Annotated in this window: 12 protein-coding genes; 8 read left to right on the top strand and 4 right to left on the bottom strand. The window is 70.5% G+C overall.

The window, feature by feature from the left end; all coding sequences use genetic code 11:
• Nucleotides 1-59 precede the first annotated feature (59 nt).
• Nucleotides 60-335 carry a WhiB family transcriptional regulator gene (locus WQO_RS02105; RefSeq protein ID WP_010061749.1) on the top strand — a complete coding sequence of 92 codons (276 nt, stop codon included), beginning with the start codon at nt 60-62 and terminating at the stop codon, nt 333-335.
• Nucleotides 336-407: 72 nt separating this feature from the next.
• Complete coding sequence (locus WQO_RS02100) at nt 408-749, top strand: YkvA family protein (RefSeq protein ID WP_010061748.1); 342 nt, start codon at nt 408-410, stop codon at nt 747-749.
• A 33-nt stretch (nt 750-782) separates the two neighbouring features.
• On the opposite strand, the gene WQO_RS02095 is transcribed toward WQO_RS02100, so the two are convergent.
• Entirely contained in the window at nt 783-1,793 is a 1,011-nt protein-coding gene (locus WQO_RS02095) for a DUF6777 domain-containing protein (RefSeq protein ID WP_010061747.1), read from the bottom strand.
• A 106-nt stretch (nt 1,794-1,899) separates the two neighbouring features.
• Nucleotides 1,900-2,316: an ATP-binding protein gene (locus tag WQO_RS02090; RefSeq protein WP_010061746.1), complete on the bottom strand. Its 417-nt coding sequence runs from the start codon at nt 2,314-2,316 to the stop codon at nt 1,900-1,902.
• 230 nt (nt 2,317-2,546) lie between these two features.
• Here WQO_RS02090 and WQO_RS02085 point away from each other — a divergent pair, with 230 nt between their 5' ends.
• Both WQO_RS02085 and WQO_RS02080 read left to right on the top strand, forming a co-directional pair.
• On the top strand, nt 2,547-5,909 hold the full coding sequence (locus WQO_RS02085; RefSeq protein ID WP_029182397.1) for a glycoside hydrolase family 2: 3,363 nt from the start codon (nt 2,547-2,549) through the stop codon (nt 5,907-5,909).
• Between the two features lie 229 nt (nt 5,910-6,138).
• The gene (locus WQO_RS02080) at nt 6,139-7,809 is read left to right on the top strand and encodes an alpha/beta hydrolase (RefSeq protein WP_029182396.1); all 1,671 of its coding nucleotides are present in this window, start codon (nt 6,139-6,141) and stop codon (nt 7,807-7,809) included.
• A 105-nt stretch (nt 7,810-7,914) separates the two neighbouring features.
• On the opposite strand, the gene WQO_RS02075 is transcribed toward WQO_RS02080, so the two are convergent.
• On the bottom strand, nt 7,915-10,266 hold the full coding sequence (locus tag WQO_RS02075) for a glycoside hydrolase family 2 (RefSeq protein ID WP_032748696.1): 2,352 nt from the start codon (nt 10,264-10,266) through the stop codon (nt 7,915-7,917).
• 68 nt (nt 10,267-10,334) lie between these two features.
• Nucleotides 10,335-12,782: an RICIN domain-containing protein gene (locus WQO_RS02070; RefSeq protein WP_058953845.1), complete on the bottom strand. Its 2,448-nt coding sequence runs from the start codon at nt 12,780-12,782 to the stop codon at nt 10,335-10,337.
• 567 nt (nt 12,783-13,349) lie between these two features.
• On the opposite strand from WQO_RS02070, the gene WQO_RS02065 reads away from it, so the two are divergent.
• From WQO_RS02065 to WQO_RS02050, 4 genes are all read left to right on the top strand, one after another.
• Nucleotides 13,350-14,432, top strand: a complete 1,083-nt coding sequence (locus WQO_RS02065; RefSeq protein ID WP_010061740.1) for an ABC transporter substrate-binding protein — start codon at nt 13,350-13,352, stop codon at nt 14,430-14,432.
• A gap of 136 nt (nt 14,433-14,568) precedes the next feature.
• Entirely contained in the window at nt 14,569-16,281 is a 1,713-nt protein-coding gene (locus WQO_RS02060; RefSeq protein WP_010061739.1) for a sugar ABC transporter ATP-binding protein, read from the top strand.
• Entirely contained in the window at nt 16,278-17,252 is a 975-nt protein-coding gene (locus tag WQO_RS02055) for an ABC transporter permease (protein WP_010061738.1), read from the top strand. Before WQO_RS02060 ends, WQO_RS02055 begins: the two co-directional genes overlap by 4 nt.
• Entirely contained in the window at nt 17,249-18,298 is a 1,050-nt protein-coding gene (locus tag WQO_RS02050) for an ABC transporter permease (RefSeq protein ID WP_010061737.1), read from the top strand. The genes WQO_RS02055 and WQO_RS02050 overlap by 4 nt, the downstream gene beginning before the upstream one ends.
• Nucleotides 18,299-18,337 lie beyond the last annotated feature (39 nt).

The following is an 18,337-nucleotide window of genomic DNA, read 5'->3' as shown; positions in this document are numbered from 1 at the left end:
CACGGAAGACACGTACGGCAACCGACTTACGACGTCACGACATTCGGGAGTGAGCAGAGTTGAGCAGCACCGAGAACTGGCGCCTGCACGCCGCCTGCCGCGAGGAGGACCCGGACCTGTTCTTCCCCATCGGGAGCACCGGCCCCGCGGTCGTCCAGACCGAGGAGGCCAAGGCCGTCTGCCGGACCTGCCCCGTCCAGGCGGCCTGCCTGGAGTGGGCCCTGGAGAACGGACAGGACTCGGGTATCTGGGGCGGCCTGTCCGAGAACGAGCGACGCGCCCTGAAGCGGCGCAGCCGCAGGCGCGCGGAGGCCCGGGGACGCGGCGCGGCCTGACCCGTACGCCGCGGAGTGCCGCCGCCCGGAGAGGTGTTCGTGATCCGGGAACGAGTGGGTACACGATGAGCCATGGACACCACCGCTTGGCTCGTTCTCGGCGCCGTGGCCGCGCTGATCATGCTGGCTCTGGCCGTCGTGCTGCTGGTCCGCGTCTTCAGGGCCAGGAAGCTGCTGGTCGACGCCGGCATCCCGCTGCGCAGCAAGGCGCTCGTCTGGGCCGCCGTCATCTACACCGTGTCGCCCGTCGACCTGCTGCCCGACCCCGTCTACCTCGACGACATCGGCTTCCTGCTGGTCGCCCTGCGTTCCCTGCACTCGGCGGCAGCCGCGGCCGGAGTGCGTACGGGAACGGGCACGCGGGCCAAGACCCCGGCGGCCCCGGTGGAGCGCCGCCCCGACGCCGTGGGCTGAGGGGCGGGCGGACCACCGTTCTTCCTGACCGGCTCAGCCGAAGGCGGGTGCGCCCGGCGGGGGTGTCCCCGCGCCGGGCTCCTGCGGGGCCCCGGTGTCCGGGGCGGGCGAGCCCGGCGGGTCCTCCGGCGCGGGCTCCGTCCCCGGGTCGTCGGGCGGCGGCTCCGAGGTCGCCGGGGCGTCCGGCGGGGGCTCGTACGTCGCCGGATCCTCACCGGGCTGCGACGTACGGTCGTCCGGCGCCGGCTCCGACGGGGTGGTGTCCCCGGACGAGGTGGGACAGGGGTCCGACCCGGGCGGGCAGGGGGACTCGGAGGCGTTCTTCGGCGGATCCGTCTTCTTGTCGCCGTCGCCCGTGTCGCCGGCCGGCCGCTTGAACCAGTCGCCGTTCTCCGGATCGACCATCACGAACTCTTTCACCGGCTTCCCGGACGGCTCCACCACGACCACATCGGAAGCCCGGTAGCCCGGCCACGCCTTGCCCGTCTGCCGCGGGTCGTCCTGGGCGACGGGCGGCAGCAGCGGATTCCCGCACGCGCACCGCCCCCTGGGGACGCCCCGGTCGTCGACGAGGACGGCCGTACCCGCCTGGAGCACGGCCTGATAGGCGTTGGCCTCGCCGTCCCGGTAACCGTGGTTGGTGACCCGGGTGTCCATGCGCAGCGTCACGGGGGTGAGCCCGCGCAGATAGCCGGGGACGGCGGACGGCTCGATGTCCTGGACCGAGGCGAACGCCCGGTTCTCGTCCGGCGTCGCCTGCAACACCTTGACCTGCTGCTCCACATCGCAGCTCGCGATCTTCTGCGTGCCTCCGTACAGCCCCGGGGCCGCGCCGTCCACGCCCCGCGTCACCTGCGCGCCGGTCTTCGACGGGCTCGGCGCGACGGAGGGGCTGGCGGTCCCGGGCGCGGGCGCGTCGTCGTTCGCCGTGGACTCCGTGAACGGATCCGGCCCGGACTCGCCCGCCGCCTGGAGGAAGACCTCGCCGCCCTCCTTCGACCCGTCGCCGCCCTCGGGCCGGGTCAGCACGACCACCAGCACCATGTGCCGAGTGGCGCCCGCCGTCGAGGTTTTGGCCGTCCGTCGTCGGGGGGTCGCTCCGGTATCCGGGCCCGGTTCCGCGGTCCGTCCGGTATTCCGGGGCCGGTCCTCAGCGCGGCACGGTGGCGAGGATGACCTTCCCGCCGCTCACCGTCCGGCGGACCCGCACCTCCTGGGCCAGCCGCTGGACCATGGGCCAGCCGAACCCGCCGGTCCGGCCGGTCAGGTCGGGCGTCCGGTCCTGCGGGTGTGCCGGACTCGGGTCGGTGACCCGGACATGGACGCCCCTGCGGTCCGCGGTCAGCCACAGCGCGGTGACGGCCCCCGCGTGCCGGACGGCGTTGGTGACCAGCTCCGACACGAGGATCAGGAGGTTCTGGACCATGTGCGAGTTCGGTGCGGGATGCAGCCGGGCGACGAAGGCGCTGACGGCGTCCCGCGCGTCGGCGGCCTTCTCCGGCCGGCAGACGAAGTCGGTACGGGTCTCGCCGTCCGGTGAAAACGTCATCAGGATGCGGTCGTTCATTGCGTTCACCCCGTCGCGTGAGCCTTCTGTCTGGCCGTTCGCGTACCCCCGAATCGGCGTTTCATGGAGACCCGGCGGTGAAACGTGCGCTCAGTGTGCCGATTGGCCCAGCCTTCGCCCCTCCTCGGCCGGTCCCCGCGGCCGCATCGTTCCTGGTGTGAGGCCCGCTGTTTCTATCGTTGAAAATTTCGCGTGCACGACCGTTGTGCAGTGTTTGGTGTTGTGGCTCAATGTTCGACTATGTGCAGTGCCTCGCTGGTTGGAGGCACCCCCGGCTCTTCGACGAGGACGACGCCTTGAGACGACAACACCCGCGCCCCCGTGCCCTGTTCAGGGCCCTGACCTGCGCTGCGGCGCTGCTCATACCGGTCGGTGCCACCTTGGTCCCGACGGCGGCCGCCGCACCCGCCGTACCGGCCGAAGCCGCCGCGAAGGCCTTCACGGCCGACGACCCGGTCACCGATGTCCACGGGCTGAAGGGCGAGTACTTCAGCATGTCCGCCCCGGGCGCCCGCGACTTCGCCGAGCTCGGCGCCACCACCCTCGACCCCGACATCAACTTCCCCGGACTCACCGGCGCGTTCGAGTCGGCGACCGGGAAGACCGAGCACACTACGGCCCGGTGGACCGGCCAGATCGAGGCCCCCGAGACCGGCGAGTACATCTTCTCCGCCATCGGCGACAACGGGTTCCGGCTCTTCCTCGACGGCAACGTTGTCATCGACCACTGGGAGCCGGACTGGGACAAGGAGCAGCGCAGCGAGCCGATCTCCCTGAAGGCGGGGGAGAAGCACGACTTCAAGCTGGAGATGTTCCAGGACACGGGCGGCGCCAGCATGTTCCTCCGCTGGGAGGCCGACGGCCTGAAGAAGCAGATCGTCCCCGAGTCCGCGTTCACCCCGCCCGCCGACTTCGAGGTCTACCCGGTCGCCCTGAGTGTCGCGCAGAACGGCAAGCGCCTCCAGGCCACCTTCAGGGACCGGGTCGCGGACTGGCGGAAGGTGAAGGAGCACCTCACGATCGAGGTCGACACCTCCCCGATGCCGGTGAAGTCGGTGAACCGGGCTTCGAACAACCCGAACGCGCTGGTCATCGACCTTGCCGCGCCCGTTCAGAAGGACCAGCGCGTCAAGGTCGCCTACGACGGTCAGGGCGGTCTGAAGTCCGGGTCGGAGACCGTGCCCGAGATCGGGCGGACCGCGAAGAACCTCTCCACGCACCGCCTCACCACCCCCTGGGGCGACAAGCTGGACAAGAACCACCCGCTGCCCGAGTACCCCCGGCCGCAGCAGGTCCGCGACCAGTGGAAGAACCTCAACGGCCCCTGGGAGTTCGCCGGGGCCGCCGAGGGCGAGCAGCCGGTCTTCGGCAAGAAGCTCGACGAGAAGATCATCGTGCCGTTCCCGGTCGAGTCCCAGCTCTCCGGCCTGGAGCGCGACGAGGACCACATGTTCTACCGCAAGCTCGTCACCGTGCCGAAGAACTGGTCGATCGGCAAGGGCGGTAAGGGTGCGTCCGGCAAGGACAAGCGGCTGAAGCTCAACTTCGACGCCGTCGACTACCGGTCCACCGTGTGGGTCAACGGCACCAAGGTCGCCGAACACACCGGCGGGTACACCGGGTTCACCGCCGACATCACGGACGCGCTCAAGGGCAGCGGCCCCCAGGAGATCGTCGTCGCGGTCACCGACAAGACGGGCCCGAACCAGCCCAAGGGCAAGCAGTCCACCAACCCCGGCGGCATCGTCTACACCCCGACCTCCGGCATCTGGCAGACCGTGTGGATGGAGCCGGTCGCGCCCGCGGCCATCGACTCCCTGACCACCACCCCGGACATCGACACCGGCCGCCTCGCGGTCACCGTCAACTCCGCGAAGGCGTCCCCCGACGCCCGGATCACCGCTGTCGCCCGCGACCGCAAGGGCAAGGCCGTCGGCACGGTCAGCGGCCCCGCCAACCGCAAGCTCAGCCTCCAGCTCAAGAACCAGCACGTCTGGTCGCCCGACGACCCCTACCTGTACGACCTCGACGTCTCCCTCACCGACGGCCGCTCCAAGGACAGCGTCGAAAGCTACTTCGGCATGCGGCAGCTAAAGGTCGACAAGGTGGGCGGCTACCAGAAGCTCGTCCTCAACGGGAAGCCGTTCTTCTCCCTCGCCATGCTCGACCAGGGCTTCTGGCCCGACGGGCTGTACACCCAGCCCAGCGACGCGGCCCTCACCTTCGACCTGAAGGCCCAGAAGGACCTCGGCTTCAACGCCGTACGCAAGCACATCAAGGTCGAGTCGCCGCGCTGGTACTACCACGCAGACCGGCTCGGACTTCTGGTGTGGCAGGACTTCGTCAACGCCGACATCGACAACGACGCCGGCAAGAACGCCTTCCTCACCCAGGGCAAGGAGTTGATGAAGCAGTTCCACAACTACCCCTCGATCAGCGGCTGGATCGTCTTCAACGAGGGCTGGGGCGAGTGGGACCGCACGGAGACCGGCAAGATCGCCGAGGACGTCAAGGCGCTGGACCCGTCCCGCGTGGTCAACGCGCACAGCGGTGTCAACTGCTGCGCCTCCAAGGGTGATTCCGGCAAGGGCGAGATCATCGACCACCACGACTACGTGAACAACGACCCGGCCTTCCCGGACGAGCACCGCGCCGCGATGGACGGCGAGCACGGCGGCTTCACGCTCCGGACGCCCGGTCACATGTGGCCCGGGGCACCGGCCAACATCTACTCCGGCGTGGCGGACAAGGCCGCCCTCACCGCGAAGTACGTCGACAACACCCGTACGTACTACCTCGCGGCCGCCGGCGCGGAACTGTCCGGCTCCGTCTACACGCAGGTCAGCGACCTGGAGAACGAGCTCAACGGGCTCTGGACATACGACCGCCGGGAGATCAAGGTCGACCCGAAGAAGGTCCGGGAGATCAACCGCCAGGTCATCGCCGCCGGGGCCAACGCCGGTCAGCGCGACGAGCTGAAGGGCGGCGGTTCCTGGTCGCTCGACGAGAACAAGGGCACGACCGCCCGGGACAGCGGCCCCAACAAGGCCCATCTCACCCTGCAGGGCGGCTCGTCCTGGGCCCCGGGCGTCACGGGCTCGGCGCTGACGTTCGACGGCGAGGGGAGTTACGCGCAGAGCGCCGGTCCGGTCGTGGACACCACCAAGGACTACACCGTCTCCGCGTGGGCCTCGCTCGACGCCGTACCCGGCAACTACGCCACCGTCGTCAGCCAGGACGGCCGGCGCACCGAGAACCCCTTCTACCTCCAGTACGGCCAGGGGGCGTTCGCCTTCTCCACCCCGGGCGGCAAGCGCGCCCGCCTGGAGATCACCCCGGAGACCGGGAAGTGGTACCACCTGGTCGGGGTCCGCAAGGGTGACGCGATCACGCTGTACGTCGACGGGAAGCCCGCCGCCACCGCGGAGGCCGGGCCGGCCGATGTGAGCACCGGCCCGCTCTCCGTCGGCCGGGCCCAGTACGACGGCGCCAAGGTCGACTTCTGGAACGGCTCCGTGGATCAGGTCGAGGCGTACGACAAGGCCCTGACCGCGGAGGAGGTGTCCACGCTGCACGGCCGTCAGAAGCCGTAACCCGCAAGGACCGGGGGACCCCCTTCCGGCGCATCCGGAACCCCCGGGCGCGCCGGAAGGGGAGCGGACCCCGCAAGGGCGTGAATGGTTCTCCAACTCGCGGACCATTCACGCCTTTTGCCGTCATTCCCGAGACGTAGAGGAGTTGGGGCCCCGGGAGGGATACGCAGACGTACAGAGGTCCGACAAGATCCTCCTGTCCGAACATGCGACCGGAAGGATCGATATCGTGCGCAGACGACGTCTCGCGCCCCTGGTGGCCGTGAGCGCCCTGGCGACGCTGGCCCCGGCGTTCGCCGCCTCGACGGCCACCGCGGCCCCGGCTGCCGCCCCCTCGGCCGGGACCCCCTCGGCCGGCTCCTCGCCCGCCGCCAAGAGCGTGCTCGACCGGTACGTGAAGCAGAAGCCCGCGTGGAAGCGGTGCGACGCCGAGACCTCCGCGGCGTACCAGTGCGCCACCGTCAAGGTTCCGCTGGACTACCGCAAGCCCGGAGGCAAGCGGATCGACCTGGCGATATCCCGGATCAAGACCGCCGAGCCCGGCAAGCGGCGCGGCATCCTGCTCTCCAACCCCGGCGGCCCCGGCGGCGAGGGGCTGTGGATGCCACTGATGATGAAGGAGGAGCTGCCCAAGTCCGTACTGAAGAGCTACGACCTGGTCGGCTTCGACCCGCGCGGTGTCGGCCGCTCCAGCCCGGTCTCCTGCAACCTGACGCCGGAGCAGGAGAACTGGCTGCGGCCCTACAAGGCGGAGACGTACGCCAAGGACGTCGCCTGGGCGCGCACGGTGGCGGACAAGTGCCGCAAGAAGATGGGGGACCGGCTCCCGCACATCACGACCCGCAACACCGCGCGCGACATGGATCTGGTGCGGGCGATCCTCGGTGAGAAGAAGATCTCCTACTTCGGTTACTCCTACGGCACCTATCTGGGGGCCGTCTACGCCCAGCTCTTCCCGGCCCGGGCCGGGCGGTTCGTGCTGGACAGCGCGGTCGACCCGCAGCGTGCCTGGCGCGGGATGATCCAGTGGTGGGCCGAGGGTGCGGAACCCGCGTTCGACCGGTGGACCGAGTGGGCCGCTGCGCGCTCGAAGACGTACGGCCTCGGCAACACCCCGAAGAAGGTCGACCGGACCTTCTGGGATCTCGTCGCGCGGGCCGACAAGGACCCGATCGAGGTGGACGGACAGCCCACCAGCGGCGACGACATCCGCCAGGGGATGCGTGCGCTGTCCTTCACCCCGCAGGCCGCATCCGAGGCGGTCGTGGAGCTGAAGAAGGCCGCGGCGGGCAAGCCAGCCTCCGCGAAGAAGCTCGCCAGGATCACCGAGGACGGCGGGAACCCGGCGCCCGAGTGGGCCGGGAAGGCCGCACTCGCCGCCGAGACCCCCGCAGACAACGGGACGGCCAGCTTCTGGGCCGTGGTGTGCGGCGACAATTCGGCCGTGTGGTCGCGCGATTCGGAGACCTACCGGCGGGACGCCATCGAGGACAAGGGCCGCTACCCGCTCTTCGGGGACTTCGCGTCCAGCATCAAGCCCTGCGCCTTCTGGGGGAAGTCCGCCGAGCCGGTGACCGTGGTCAAGAACAAGGCCGGCTCCCTGGTCGTCCAGAACGAGTGGGACTCGCAGACCCCGCTGCCCAGCGGCCAGGCCCTGCACGCGCAGCTGAAGGGCTCGAAGATGGTCACCGTCCTCGGCGGCGAGGGCCACGGCGTCTACCCGAGCGGCAACGCCTGCACGGACGGCGCGGTCAACCGCTACCTGTCCACCGGCAAGCTGCCCGCGAAGGACGTGACCTGCAAGGCGACCGCCGCGTCGAACGCGCAGGCCCGCCAGAACGAGAAGCCGGACGCGCTCCCCGGGTCCCCGGTCCCGGAACGCGCCCCGAACCGCTTCTGATCCGCTGAGCCCGGCCGTACGGCTCACGCAAAGGGGCCCGGCGGCGATGGAGGGAGTGTCCTCCGCCGCAGCCGGGCCCCTGCCCGTGCCCCTGGTCAGGTCAGGTCACGGCGCCCACGGAGCGTCCACCGCCCACGTCGTGTCCTCGGTGAACAGCGCAGGGCTGTCGAAGGGCTGCCCCCCGCCCGGCGTGGCGAGCCACACCTCGGAGTCGATGTGGCGCAGATAGCTGCCCGGCAGATTGGCGCTGGTGAACCGCACCCCGCCGGTGCCCGCGACCGCGCACCACGTCGCATCCGCCTTGAACAGCGCGGAGTTGTCGTTGGCGTCGCGGCGGACCCGGAACTCCCGGTGCCGGAGGAACTCGCCGGGGTAGTTCCGGGACTCGAAGGAGTAGCAGTTGCTGTTGGCGAGCCCGGTGACGATCTTCCAGGTGGCGTCCGCCTTGAGCACGGCCGGACTTCCGCTGTTCACCACCTCGGTGAAGGCCAGCCCGTCGTAGTGGCGCAGGTGCTTGGTGGTGTGGCCGGGGGTGGTGACCCGCAGCGACTTGTTCTGCCCGGTGGGGAGGTTCACCGGCGGGGCGGGGTTGCGGGACGCCTGGATGAGGGCCTGGTTGGCGGCCTTCACCCGGGCCGTGTCGACCTTCACCACCTGGCGGTCGTACGTCAGCAGCCCGTTCGCCTCGTTCTCGACGTCCGTGATCTCCGTGTAGACCGACGCGGAGAGCCCGGCGGGCAGTTGGCCGATCCGGATGGCGTCCAGGAGACCGACGAACCGGTTGTTGAGCGCGGCGATGCTCGGCTGGTCCTCGTAGCTGAAGCCGCCGCCCGGATACCACTCGTGGCCCGGCGCCTTGTAGCCGAGCCCGCCGAACTCGCCGAGCACGGCCGCCCGGGTGGCACTCGGCGCGGTGTTCCCGGGGCCGACGTAGATGTGGTTGTCCACCACGTCGCCGTTGCCGCCGTCGACCGAGCCGCAGCAGTTGACCCCGCTCATGTTGTTGACCAGACGCGAGGGGTCCTGGGCCTTCACCTCGTCGGCGATCCTCGCCTGGTCGTACTGCCCCCAGCCCTCGTTCTGGTTGACCCACATCACCACCGAGGGTGAACTGCGGTGCTGGTCGATGATGGTGCGGTACTCCGCCTCCCACTGGGTGCGGGCCGGTCCGTCCGGCACCTTGCCGGTGTCCATCGACGGCATGTCCTGCCACACCAGCAGACCCAGCTTGTCCGCCCAGTAGAACCACCGCTGCGGCTCCACCTTGATGTGCTTGCGGACCATGTTGAACCCGAGGTCCTTGTGCGCCTGGAGGTCGTACTTCAGCGCCGCGTCGCTCGGCGCGGTGTAGATGCCGTCCGGCCAGTACCCCTGGTCCAGGGTGCCCGTCTGGAACACGAACTTCCCGTTGAGCACCGGCCGCAGGATGTTGTCGACCTTGGCGATCCCGATCGACCGCATGCCGGTGTAGCTGCCCACGGTGTCGGTGACGGCCGAACCGTCCAGGAGGTCCGCCTTCACGTCGTACAGGAAGGGATCCTCGGGCGTCCACAGCCGGGGGTTCGGTACGGGTACGGAGATCTCGCCGCTCACCGCGCCGGTCGCCGTGCCCACGACCGTACCGCCGCTGGAGACGGTGATCCGGGCGCTCCGGCCCGCCGCGCCCGCCGTCTGGACCTTCACCCGCAGGGTGTTGTCGCCCAGGTTCGGCGTCATGTCGAGGCGGGTGATGTGCGCGGAGGCCACCGGTTCCAGCCAGACCGTCTGCCAGATGCCGGAGGCCGCGGTGTAGAAGATCCCGCCGCCCGGGTGCGGCTTCACATCGTTGATGCGCTGCTTGCCGACCGCCTGGCCGCCGGTCTGGCTCGGGTCGTAGACGGAGACCACGACCGTGTTCGTCCCGCCGTTGAGCTGCGGCGTGATGTCGTACGCGAACGAGTCGAACCCGCCCTTGTGCGCCCCGACCTGGGTGCCGTTGACCCAGACCGTGGTCTGCCAGTCGGAGGCCCCGAAGTGCAGCTTGACCCGGCGGTTATTCCAGTTCGCGGGGACGGTGAAGGTCCGCTTGTACCAGAGCTTGTCGTTCTCGGTGATGCGGCGCTGGATGCCGGAGAGCGCCGACTCGGCGACGAACGGGACCCGGATCTGCTCCGGGAACGTGGCCGGCTGCCCGGCGTCACGGCCGGTGACCGCGAAGTCCCAGATTCCGTTGAGGTTCGTCCAGTCGGGCCGGGTCAGCTGCGGGCGGGGATACTCCGGCAGCGGCTTGTCGACGGGGACGCTGTCCGTCCACGGCGTCGTCATGGGCGCGGGCTTCGGCTCCCAGGCGGCGGGCGCGGCGGCGGCCGGGGCGGTGCCGGTCCCCACGAGGGCGGTGGCCACCAGGGCGAGAAGGCCGGTGGTGGCCGTCAATCTCCGCCACCAGGTGCGGCGGCGGGGTGCGGGTGCTGGTCGCATGGACATCCCTTTCTACGGTCGTACGGGGCTGGAAGGGGGTACGTCGGGGAGGGAAGGGAGAGGAGCGCTCAGAGCAGCAGCCGCCACAGATGGTCGGCCGTCCCGTTGTCGTCGTACTGCACGACGTGCGCGCTGTCCGCGGTGGACATCCCGTCCACGCCGAGCACCTTGTCCGAGTTCCGGTTGCGGATCCGGTACCAGCCGCCCCCGTCCGGAACGAGCTGCCACAGGTGGTCGGCGGTGTCGTTGTCGTCGAACTGGACGATGTGCGCGCTGTTCGCCGTCGACATCAGGTCGACGCCCAGCACCTTGCCGGAGTGCCGGTTGCGGATCCGGTACCAGCCGTCGCCGTTGGCGACCAGCCGCCACAGATGGTCCGCCGTGCCGGTGTCGCCGAACTGCACCACGTGGGCGCTGTTCGCGGTCGACATGCCGTCCACGCCGAGCACCTTGCCGGAGTGCCGGTTCGCGATCCGGTACCAGCGGTCCGCGAGCCACGGCTCGGCCTCCGGGGCGGCCGTCGGGAACGACGTGATCCGCAGCCGCGCCGCGCCCATGGGCACGAGCGTGACCTCCTCGACCGGCTCCGTCGAGCGCGCCGGGCTCGGCTGGAGGGGCGCGACCACGTGCTCGTCGTCCGCCGTCCACTCGGGGATGCGGCGGGCGCGGGCGGTCATGGTGAGCGGGGTGCCGTCCAGCGTGAACGGGTTGTCGCCGGGGGCCCGGCCCGTGGAGCGGCGGCGCAGGGACGCCGCCGGCCGGGCGGGGTCCAGGACGAGGCCGTAGTTCCACGGGGTCGTGGCGTGGACCGCGTACTCCGGGAAGCTGTCGCTGCCGCCGATCCGCTCGTACTCCTCCCCGATCCGCAGCGAGTACGTGAGCGGCCCGTGGTCCACGCTGACGGAGTCGTGGTTCTCCGCCCAGGTGCGTACGGCGGTGCGCTGCGGCAGCCGCAGGGTGACCCGGTCGCCGCTGGACCAGGTCCGCTCGATCCGGGTGAAGGCCGGGCCGACGGGCGCGGCGACCCGCTGTCCGTTGACCCGGACGTCGGGGTCCGCGCACCAGGCCGGGATGCGCAGGACCAGCGGGAAGGCCAGCGGCATCGGTGCGGTGAGGGACAGGGTGACGGTGTCCGTGAAGGGATAGCCGGTCTCCTCGACGAACGTCACCTCTGTTCCGTCCGCGACCTTCGCGGTGACCTCGCTGGGCGCGTACATCGCCGCCGCGAGCCCGCCGTCGGGGGTGGCGAGCCACAGCTCCTCGGTGAAGTACGGCCAGCCCATGCCGTAGTTGTGGGGGCAGCAGCGGTACTGGTCCACGCCCGGCAGATACGCCAGCATCGCGAACGGGTTCTGGAACTGGCGGTCCCGCTTGGGCTCGTTGTCCAGGTCCACGCTGTTGGCGCCGGTGATGTAGTGCACCGCCTTGCCCGACGGGTCGAGCGAGGCCGGCAGCGAGTTGAACGCCAGCTCCTCGCAGCGGTCGGCCCACAGCGGGTCCCCGGTGATCCGGGTGAGCAGCTGGTGGCTCGCCATGAACTCGACGATTCCGCAGGTCTCGAAGCCCTGGCGGGGGTCGCCGTGCCCGGGCCGGGCGTTCTCGTCCCCGGCGAAGCCGCCGCCGGGGAACTGCCCGTAGGCGTCCATGGCCTTCGCGTACGTGCCGTAGGTGTTGCGGGTGTCGGTGGCCGAGCCGCTGCGCAGCGCGAACTGGGCGGGCTCCCGGAAGCCCTGGGCGATGTTCACGTTGTGCGGGTTGACCAGGTTGTCGCCCCAGTCCGCCCCGTACCGGTGGATCTTGTCGACGAGGTCCAGGAGGAAGGCGTCGCCGGTCCGGTTGTAGAGCCACATGACGCTGTCCAGGCCGTCGCCCCAGCGTAGGGCGATCCAGCTGGTGTCGAAGGCGCCCGGGCCCTGGGCGTTCATGTAGCGGAAGAAGCGGCTGAGGAAGGGGATGATCCGGTCGTCCTCCGTGTACTCCTGCCAGGAGCGCAGGGCCTGGATCAGGGGGAGGAACGGCCAGAAGTCGGGCCCGCCGTTGAGCGAGGTCCGCAGCGCCTGCGGGCCGAAGAAGCCGTCGCTCCGGCCGGTGGCGAGGATCGCGTCGATCCAGCGGCCAGTGGTGGCCAGAGCGGTCGCGTCACCGGTGACGATCGCGAGATCGGCGTAACCGCGCAGCCAGTACGGGACTTCCTCCCAGCCGCCCCGGTCCGGGCGGACCCAGCCGGTGGCCGTGAAGTCGAGGAAGTGCGAGAACTCCTCGTACCGGCCGCACAGCCCCTCCAGCTGGAGCTTCAGCTGTCCGGCCAGCCAGCCGTGCGCCGTCACCTTGCCCGGGGGCAGCTTCAGGAAAGCGGTGGGGTGCAACGGGGCGGCATTGGGGGAGTAGTGGCCGCCGCGGGCGCCCGGGACCCGGTGGCGGTCGGGCGTCGCGGCGGTCGCCCACCGGCTCGTGACGCCGGTGGCGACGGCGGTGGCCACCGCGGTGGTGATGAGCTGCCTGCGGTTCAGGGGCATCGGTGCGGCTCCTGCTCTCGGCCGCGACCGCCTGTGCCGCGGCCGGACTCGGTGGGGGTGGCTGCACGGCACCGAGGCCGTGCAGGGCGGGGCTGCCGGTGGTACGCAAGTGACCTGAGGTGCGGGGGCGGAGCGGCGGGCCGAACGGCCGGGCGCATGCCGAGGACCGCCGTCGCGCGCGGGGCGGTCGGACGAGAGCCGTTCTTGCAACGTTAGAAATCAGGCGTCCGGCGGTATGACAGCACGGTGTCGGGCGGGTGTCCAGACCCCGCGCAGAGCCTGTGCCGCCCGGTGGGCCGCCGGTCGTGGAAGCGCCCGGGCGGTCGGCCGACACTTTTTGGAAACGCATCGACAACGCTCTTGCCGCCCGTGCCGCACCGCCTATATAACGTTGTAAACCGAGCCGCCGACAGGCTGCGCAGGCTCTCACGACCGCTGTTCCCGCAGTCCGGAGCAGGGGTGTGAGGAATGCAGTGGCATCAGCTGCCCCGTGGCCGATGCCTCGTCCCGCATGCCCGACCGCACGCCGATCAGCGTGCCGTCAACCCGCCAAGGAGCGTTCCGCGCATGATGATCCAGCGTCGATCCCGTACCCTCGCCGTGGCCTGCGTCCTCGCCGCCACCACGCTGGCCGCCGCCGGCTGCGCCAAGTCGGAGACCTCCAACAACGCGGGCGGCGACAGCAGTCAGGCGGCCCAGGAGGCCAAGACCCCCGAAACCTCGTCCGGTTCGGGCTGCACGCTGGAGACCTACGGCGCGCCCAAGCTGGACCTCAAGAACGCGGTGGTCGGCTTCTCCCAGTCGGAGAAGGAGGCCAACCCCTTCCGGATCGCCGAGACCCAGTCCATCAAGGACGAGGCGAAGAAGATCGGCGTCAAGAAGCTCCTCACCACCAACGCCCAGTCCCAGCTGTCCAAGCAGATCAGCGACATCCAGGACATGCTCTCCCAGGGTGCGCAGTTCCTCATCGTCGCCCCGCTCAACTCCGACGGTCTGGAGCCCGCGTTGAAGGCGGCAGCCGCCAAGAAGGTCCCCGTCCTCACCATCGACCGCAAGGTCAACTCCACCGCCTGCAAGGACTACGTCGCCTTCCTCGGCTCCGACTTCGTCGAGCAGGGCAAGCGCGCCGCCGACGCGATGATCAAGGTCACCGGCGGCAAGGGCAAGGTCGCGATCCTGCTCGGCGCCTCCGGCAACAACGTCACCACCGACCGCACCAAGGGCTTCGTCGACCAGGTGAAGGCCGAGGCTCCCGGACTGGAGATCGTCGCCCAGCAGACCGGCGAGTTCGCCCGCGACAAGGGCCAGCAGGTCATGGAGCAGCTCATCCAGTCCAAGCCCGACATCACCGCCGTCTACGCCGAGAACGACGAGATGGGCCTCGGTGCGGTCACCGCGCTGAAGGCGGCCGGCAAGAAGCCCGGCAAGGACGTCAAGATCGTGTCGGTCGACGGCACCCGCAACGCCGTCCAGGCCCTGGTCAACGGCGAGTACAACGCCGTCATCGAGTCCAACCCGCGCTTCGGTCCGCTCGCCTTCGCCACCGCGCAGAAGTTCTACGCCGGTGAGGGGATCCCCGAGAACGTCATCATCACCGACCGCGAGTACGACGAGGCCAACGCCAAGGAATCGCTCAACGGAGCGTACTGACCCGGCCGGCGCTCCCACCGGAACCCGCACCGGCACTCCGACCGGCACTCCGGCCGCCGCCTCGACCCCGGGCATCCCCCCCCGGGGCGACGCGGCGGCCCGGGACCGTTCCCGTACCACCGGAAGGCCAGGATCCATGGCACCCACCCACGCGACACCCCCGCACCCGGAGACCTCCGGGGCCGGGGCCGCTGTCGCCGAACCCGTCCTCGAAGCCCGCTCCGTGAGCAAGCGGTTCCCGGGCGTCGTCGCCCTGGACGACGTCTCCTTCGCCCTGCGCGCGGGCGAGGTCCACGCGCTCGTCGGCGAGAACGGGGCCGGCAAGTCCACCCTCATCAAGGTGCTCACCGGCGTCTACCAGAGCGACGAGGGCGAGGTGCGCGTCAGTGGCGAACCCGTCCGCTTCGCCCGCCCCTTCGAGGCGCAGCAGGCCGGGATCTCCACCATCTACCAGGAGGTGAACCTCGTCCCGCTGATGAGCGTGGCGCGCAACATCTTCCTGGGCCGGGAGCCGAAGAACCGCTTCGGGCTCATCGACTTCCCCCGGATGAACCGCGAGACCACCGAACTCCTCGACGGCTTCGGCGTCCGCGTCGACCCCAAGCGCCCCCTGCACACCCTCGGCATCGGCACCCAGCAGATGGTCGCCCTCGCCCGGGCCGTCTCCGTACAGGCGCAGGTCGTCATCATGGACGAGCCGACCTCGTCGCTGGAGCCCCGCGAGGTCGAGACCCTGTTCCGGGTCATCGAGAACCTGCGCGGCCAGGGCATCGCCGTCCTCTACGTCAGCCACCGTATGGACGAGCTCTACCGCATCTGCGACCGGGTCACCGTGCTGCGGGACGGCCGCCACATCCACACCGGCGAACTCGCCCCGCTGGAACGCATGCAGCTGGTGTCGATGATGCTCGGCCGCGACATGGCCGAGGTCCGCCGCGACGGCCTCACCGGCTTCGCCGCCGAGGGCCACGACGCCGCCCGCACCCCCGTCCTCACCGCGACCGGCCTCGACCGTCGTCACCAACTGCACGACATATCCGTCGAGTTGTACGCGGGGGAGGTGCTGGGACTCGGCGGTCTGCTGGGCTCGGGGCGCAGCGAGACCGCGAAGGCGCTGACCGGCGCGCTGCCCCTGGACGGCGGGGAGATCACCGTCGACGGCAAGCGCATCGGCCGGCCCACACCCGCCGCCGCCATCCGCGCGGGCATCAGCATGCTCCCCGAGGACCGCAAGGCCGAGGGCATCGTCCCCGGACTCTCCGTCCGCGAGAACATCGTGCTCGCCGCCATGCCCCGGCTCTCCAAGGCCGGGATCGTCTCCCGCGCCAAGCAGGACCGCATCGTCGACGTCTTCATGAAGCGACTGCGGATCAAGGCGTCCAGCCCCGAACAGAAGGTCGGCGAACTCTCCGGCGGCAACCAGCAGAAGGTGCTGCTCGCCCGCTGGCTCTGCCTGGAGCCCAAGGTCCTGCTGCTCGACGAGCCCACCCGGGGCATCGACGTCGGCGCCAAGGCCGAGGTGCAGTCCCTCATCGACGAACTCGCCCGCGAAGGGCTCGCCGTGCTGCTGATCTCCTCCGACATCGAGGAGCTGATCGAGGGCGCCGACCGCATCGTCGTCCTGCGCGGCGGCGCGGTCGCCGGTGAACTCGCCGGCGACGAGGTGGACGAGAGCCGCCTCCTCGAAGTGCTCGCCGACCACACGCCCGGCGACCACACGTCCGACCCCGAGGCCGCCGACGGTAGGCCCGACGCGGTGCTCAGCGACCGTACGCCCGGCACCGCGCCCGGTGATCACACGCCCGAACCCGGCGGGAAGGTCCCGGCCGGCCAGGAGGACCCCCGATGACCACCCAGGCCACCCTGCCACGCCCCGCGAAGCCGCTGGCCCGGCTCCGCGACCCCGCCTGGTACCAGGAGTACGGGGTGTACGCGGCCGTCGCCGTCGTGCTGCTGTTCAACGCCCTGTTCACCGAACACTTCCTGACGGCCGACAACCTGCGCACCCAGCTCGTCCAGGTCGCGCCCATCGTGATCGTCGCGCTCGGCATGGCCCTGGTCATCGGCACCGAGGGCATCGACCTCTCCGTCGGCTCCACCATGGCGCTCGCCGCCGCCCTGCTGCCGCTCTACCTCGGTTACGGACTTGTCCCCGCGCTCCTGATCGCCCTGCTCGCCGGGGCGGTGGTCGGCGCGATCAACGGGACGCTCGTCTCCCTCGTCGGGCTGCAACCCATCGTCGCCACGCTCGCCCTGTTCGTCGGCGGCCGGGGGCTCGCCCTCGTGATGGCGGACGGCCAGCTCAAGCAGATCGTCAACCCGGACATCCTCGCGCTCGGCACCGGCTCCTTCCTCGGCATCCCGACGGTCGTCCTCATCGCGGGCGTCCTCGCGCTCGCCGTCGCGTTCCTGGTGCAGCGCACCACCTTCGGCCGGCAGATCGTCGCCATCGGCGGCAACCGCTCGGCCTCCGCCCTGTCCGGACTGCCCGTCAAGCGCGTCCTGATCGGCGTCTACATCCTCTGCGGGGTGATGGCCGCCCTCGCCGGCATCCTCGCGACCGCACGGCTCACCGCCAGCGACCCGTCTTCCCTCGGCACGCTCATGGAGCTGTCCGCCATCACGGCGGTCGTCGTCGGCGGCACCCCGCTGAACGGCGGCTCCATCCGCGTGCTCGGGACCGTCGCCGGAGCCCTGCTGATGCAGCTGCTGCGCGCCACCCTCGTCAAGCACGACCTGCCCGACTCCACCGCACAGATCGCCCAGGCGGCCATCATCATCGCCGCCGTCTACGTCGCCCGGGAGCGTAGGTCCCGATGAACAAGACCACACCGGCCACCGTGCCCGCGGCCGAGGCCCCGGCGCCGCTGAAAAGCGCCCCCTCGCGCCCCGAACCCCGCCCCGAGCGCTCCACCGGCTCCCGCATCGGGGAACTCGTCCAGCGCCAGGGAGTCCTCGCGGTCCTGCTGACCGTGATCCTCATCGCCTCGTTCGTCTACCCGACGTTCGCCAGCCTCGACAACGCCCGGGGCGTCACCGTCCAGGCGTCGTTCCTCGCGATCGTCGCGCTCGGCATGACGCTCGTCATCATCACCGGCGGTATCGACCTCTCCGTCGGCTCCGTCTTCGCCCTCGGCGGCGTCCTCGCCGCCTGGGCCTCCCCATGGGGCTTCTTCGCCGCCCTGCTCGTGCCTCTGGTGGTCTGCGGCGCGATCGGCCTGGTCAACGGGCTGCTCATCGCCCGCGCCAACATGGCCCCCTTCATCGTGACGCTCGCCAGTCTCCTCGCGGCGCGCGGCATGCTGCTCGCCTTCACCGACGAGGGCGCCACCACCTATCTGGTGCCCAAGGACTCCGCCTTCGCCGAGCTGGGCCAGGGCAGCGTCTGGGGCTTCGGCTACCCGATCCTCATCGCGCTGGCCCTCTTCGGAGCGGGCGGCCTGCTCCTCCAGCGGACCTCGTTCGGACAGACGCTGTTCGCGGTCGGCGGCAGCAGCGACGCGGCCACCCTGATGGGACTCCCCGTCGCCCGCACGAAGATCCTCGTCTACACCCTCAGCGGGCTGCTCGCCGGACTCGCCGGAGCGCTGAACGCCGCTCGCCTCTCCTCCGGCGTCACCATCGTCGGCGTCGGCATGGAGCTGGACGCGATCTCCGCCGTCGTCATCGGCGGCACGCTCCTCATCGGCGGCGCGGGCTCGATCAGCGGCACCCTCTGGGGCGTCCTGCTGCTCGCCGTGATCCAGAACCTGATCAACCAGATCGGCTCGCTCAACTCCTCGTACCAGTCGGTGGTCAGCGGCGGCTTCCTTATCGTTGTCGTGGTGGCGCAGCGTTACCTCGCACGCAGCCGGAGAACCACCTGAGCCGTACGGATCGGGCCCAGTCGAACCAGGAAAAACAAG

This window comes from Streptomyces globisporus C-1027, from assembly GCF_000261345.2.
GTDB lineage: Bacteria > Actinomycetota > Actinomycetes > Streptomycetales > Streptomycetaceae > Streptomyces > Streptomyces pakalii.
This window is presented reverse-complemented; position numbering and strand designations above follow the sequence as displayed.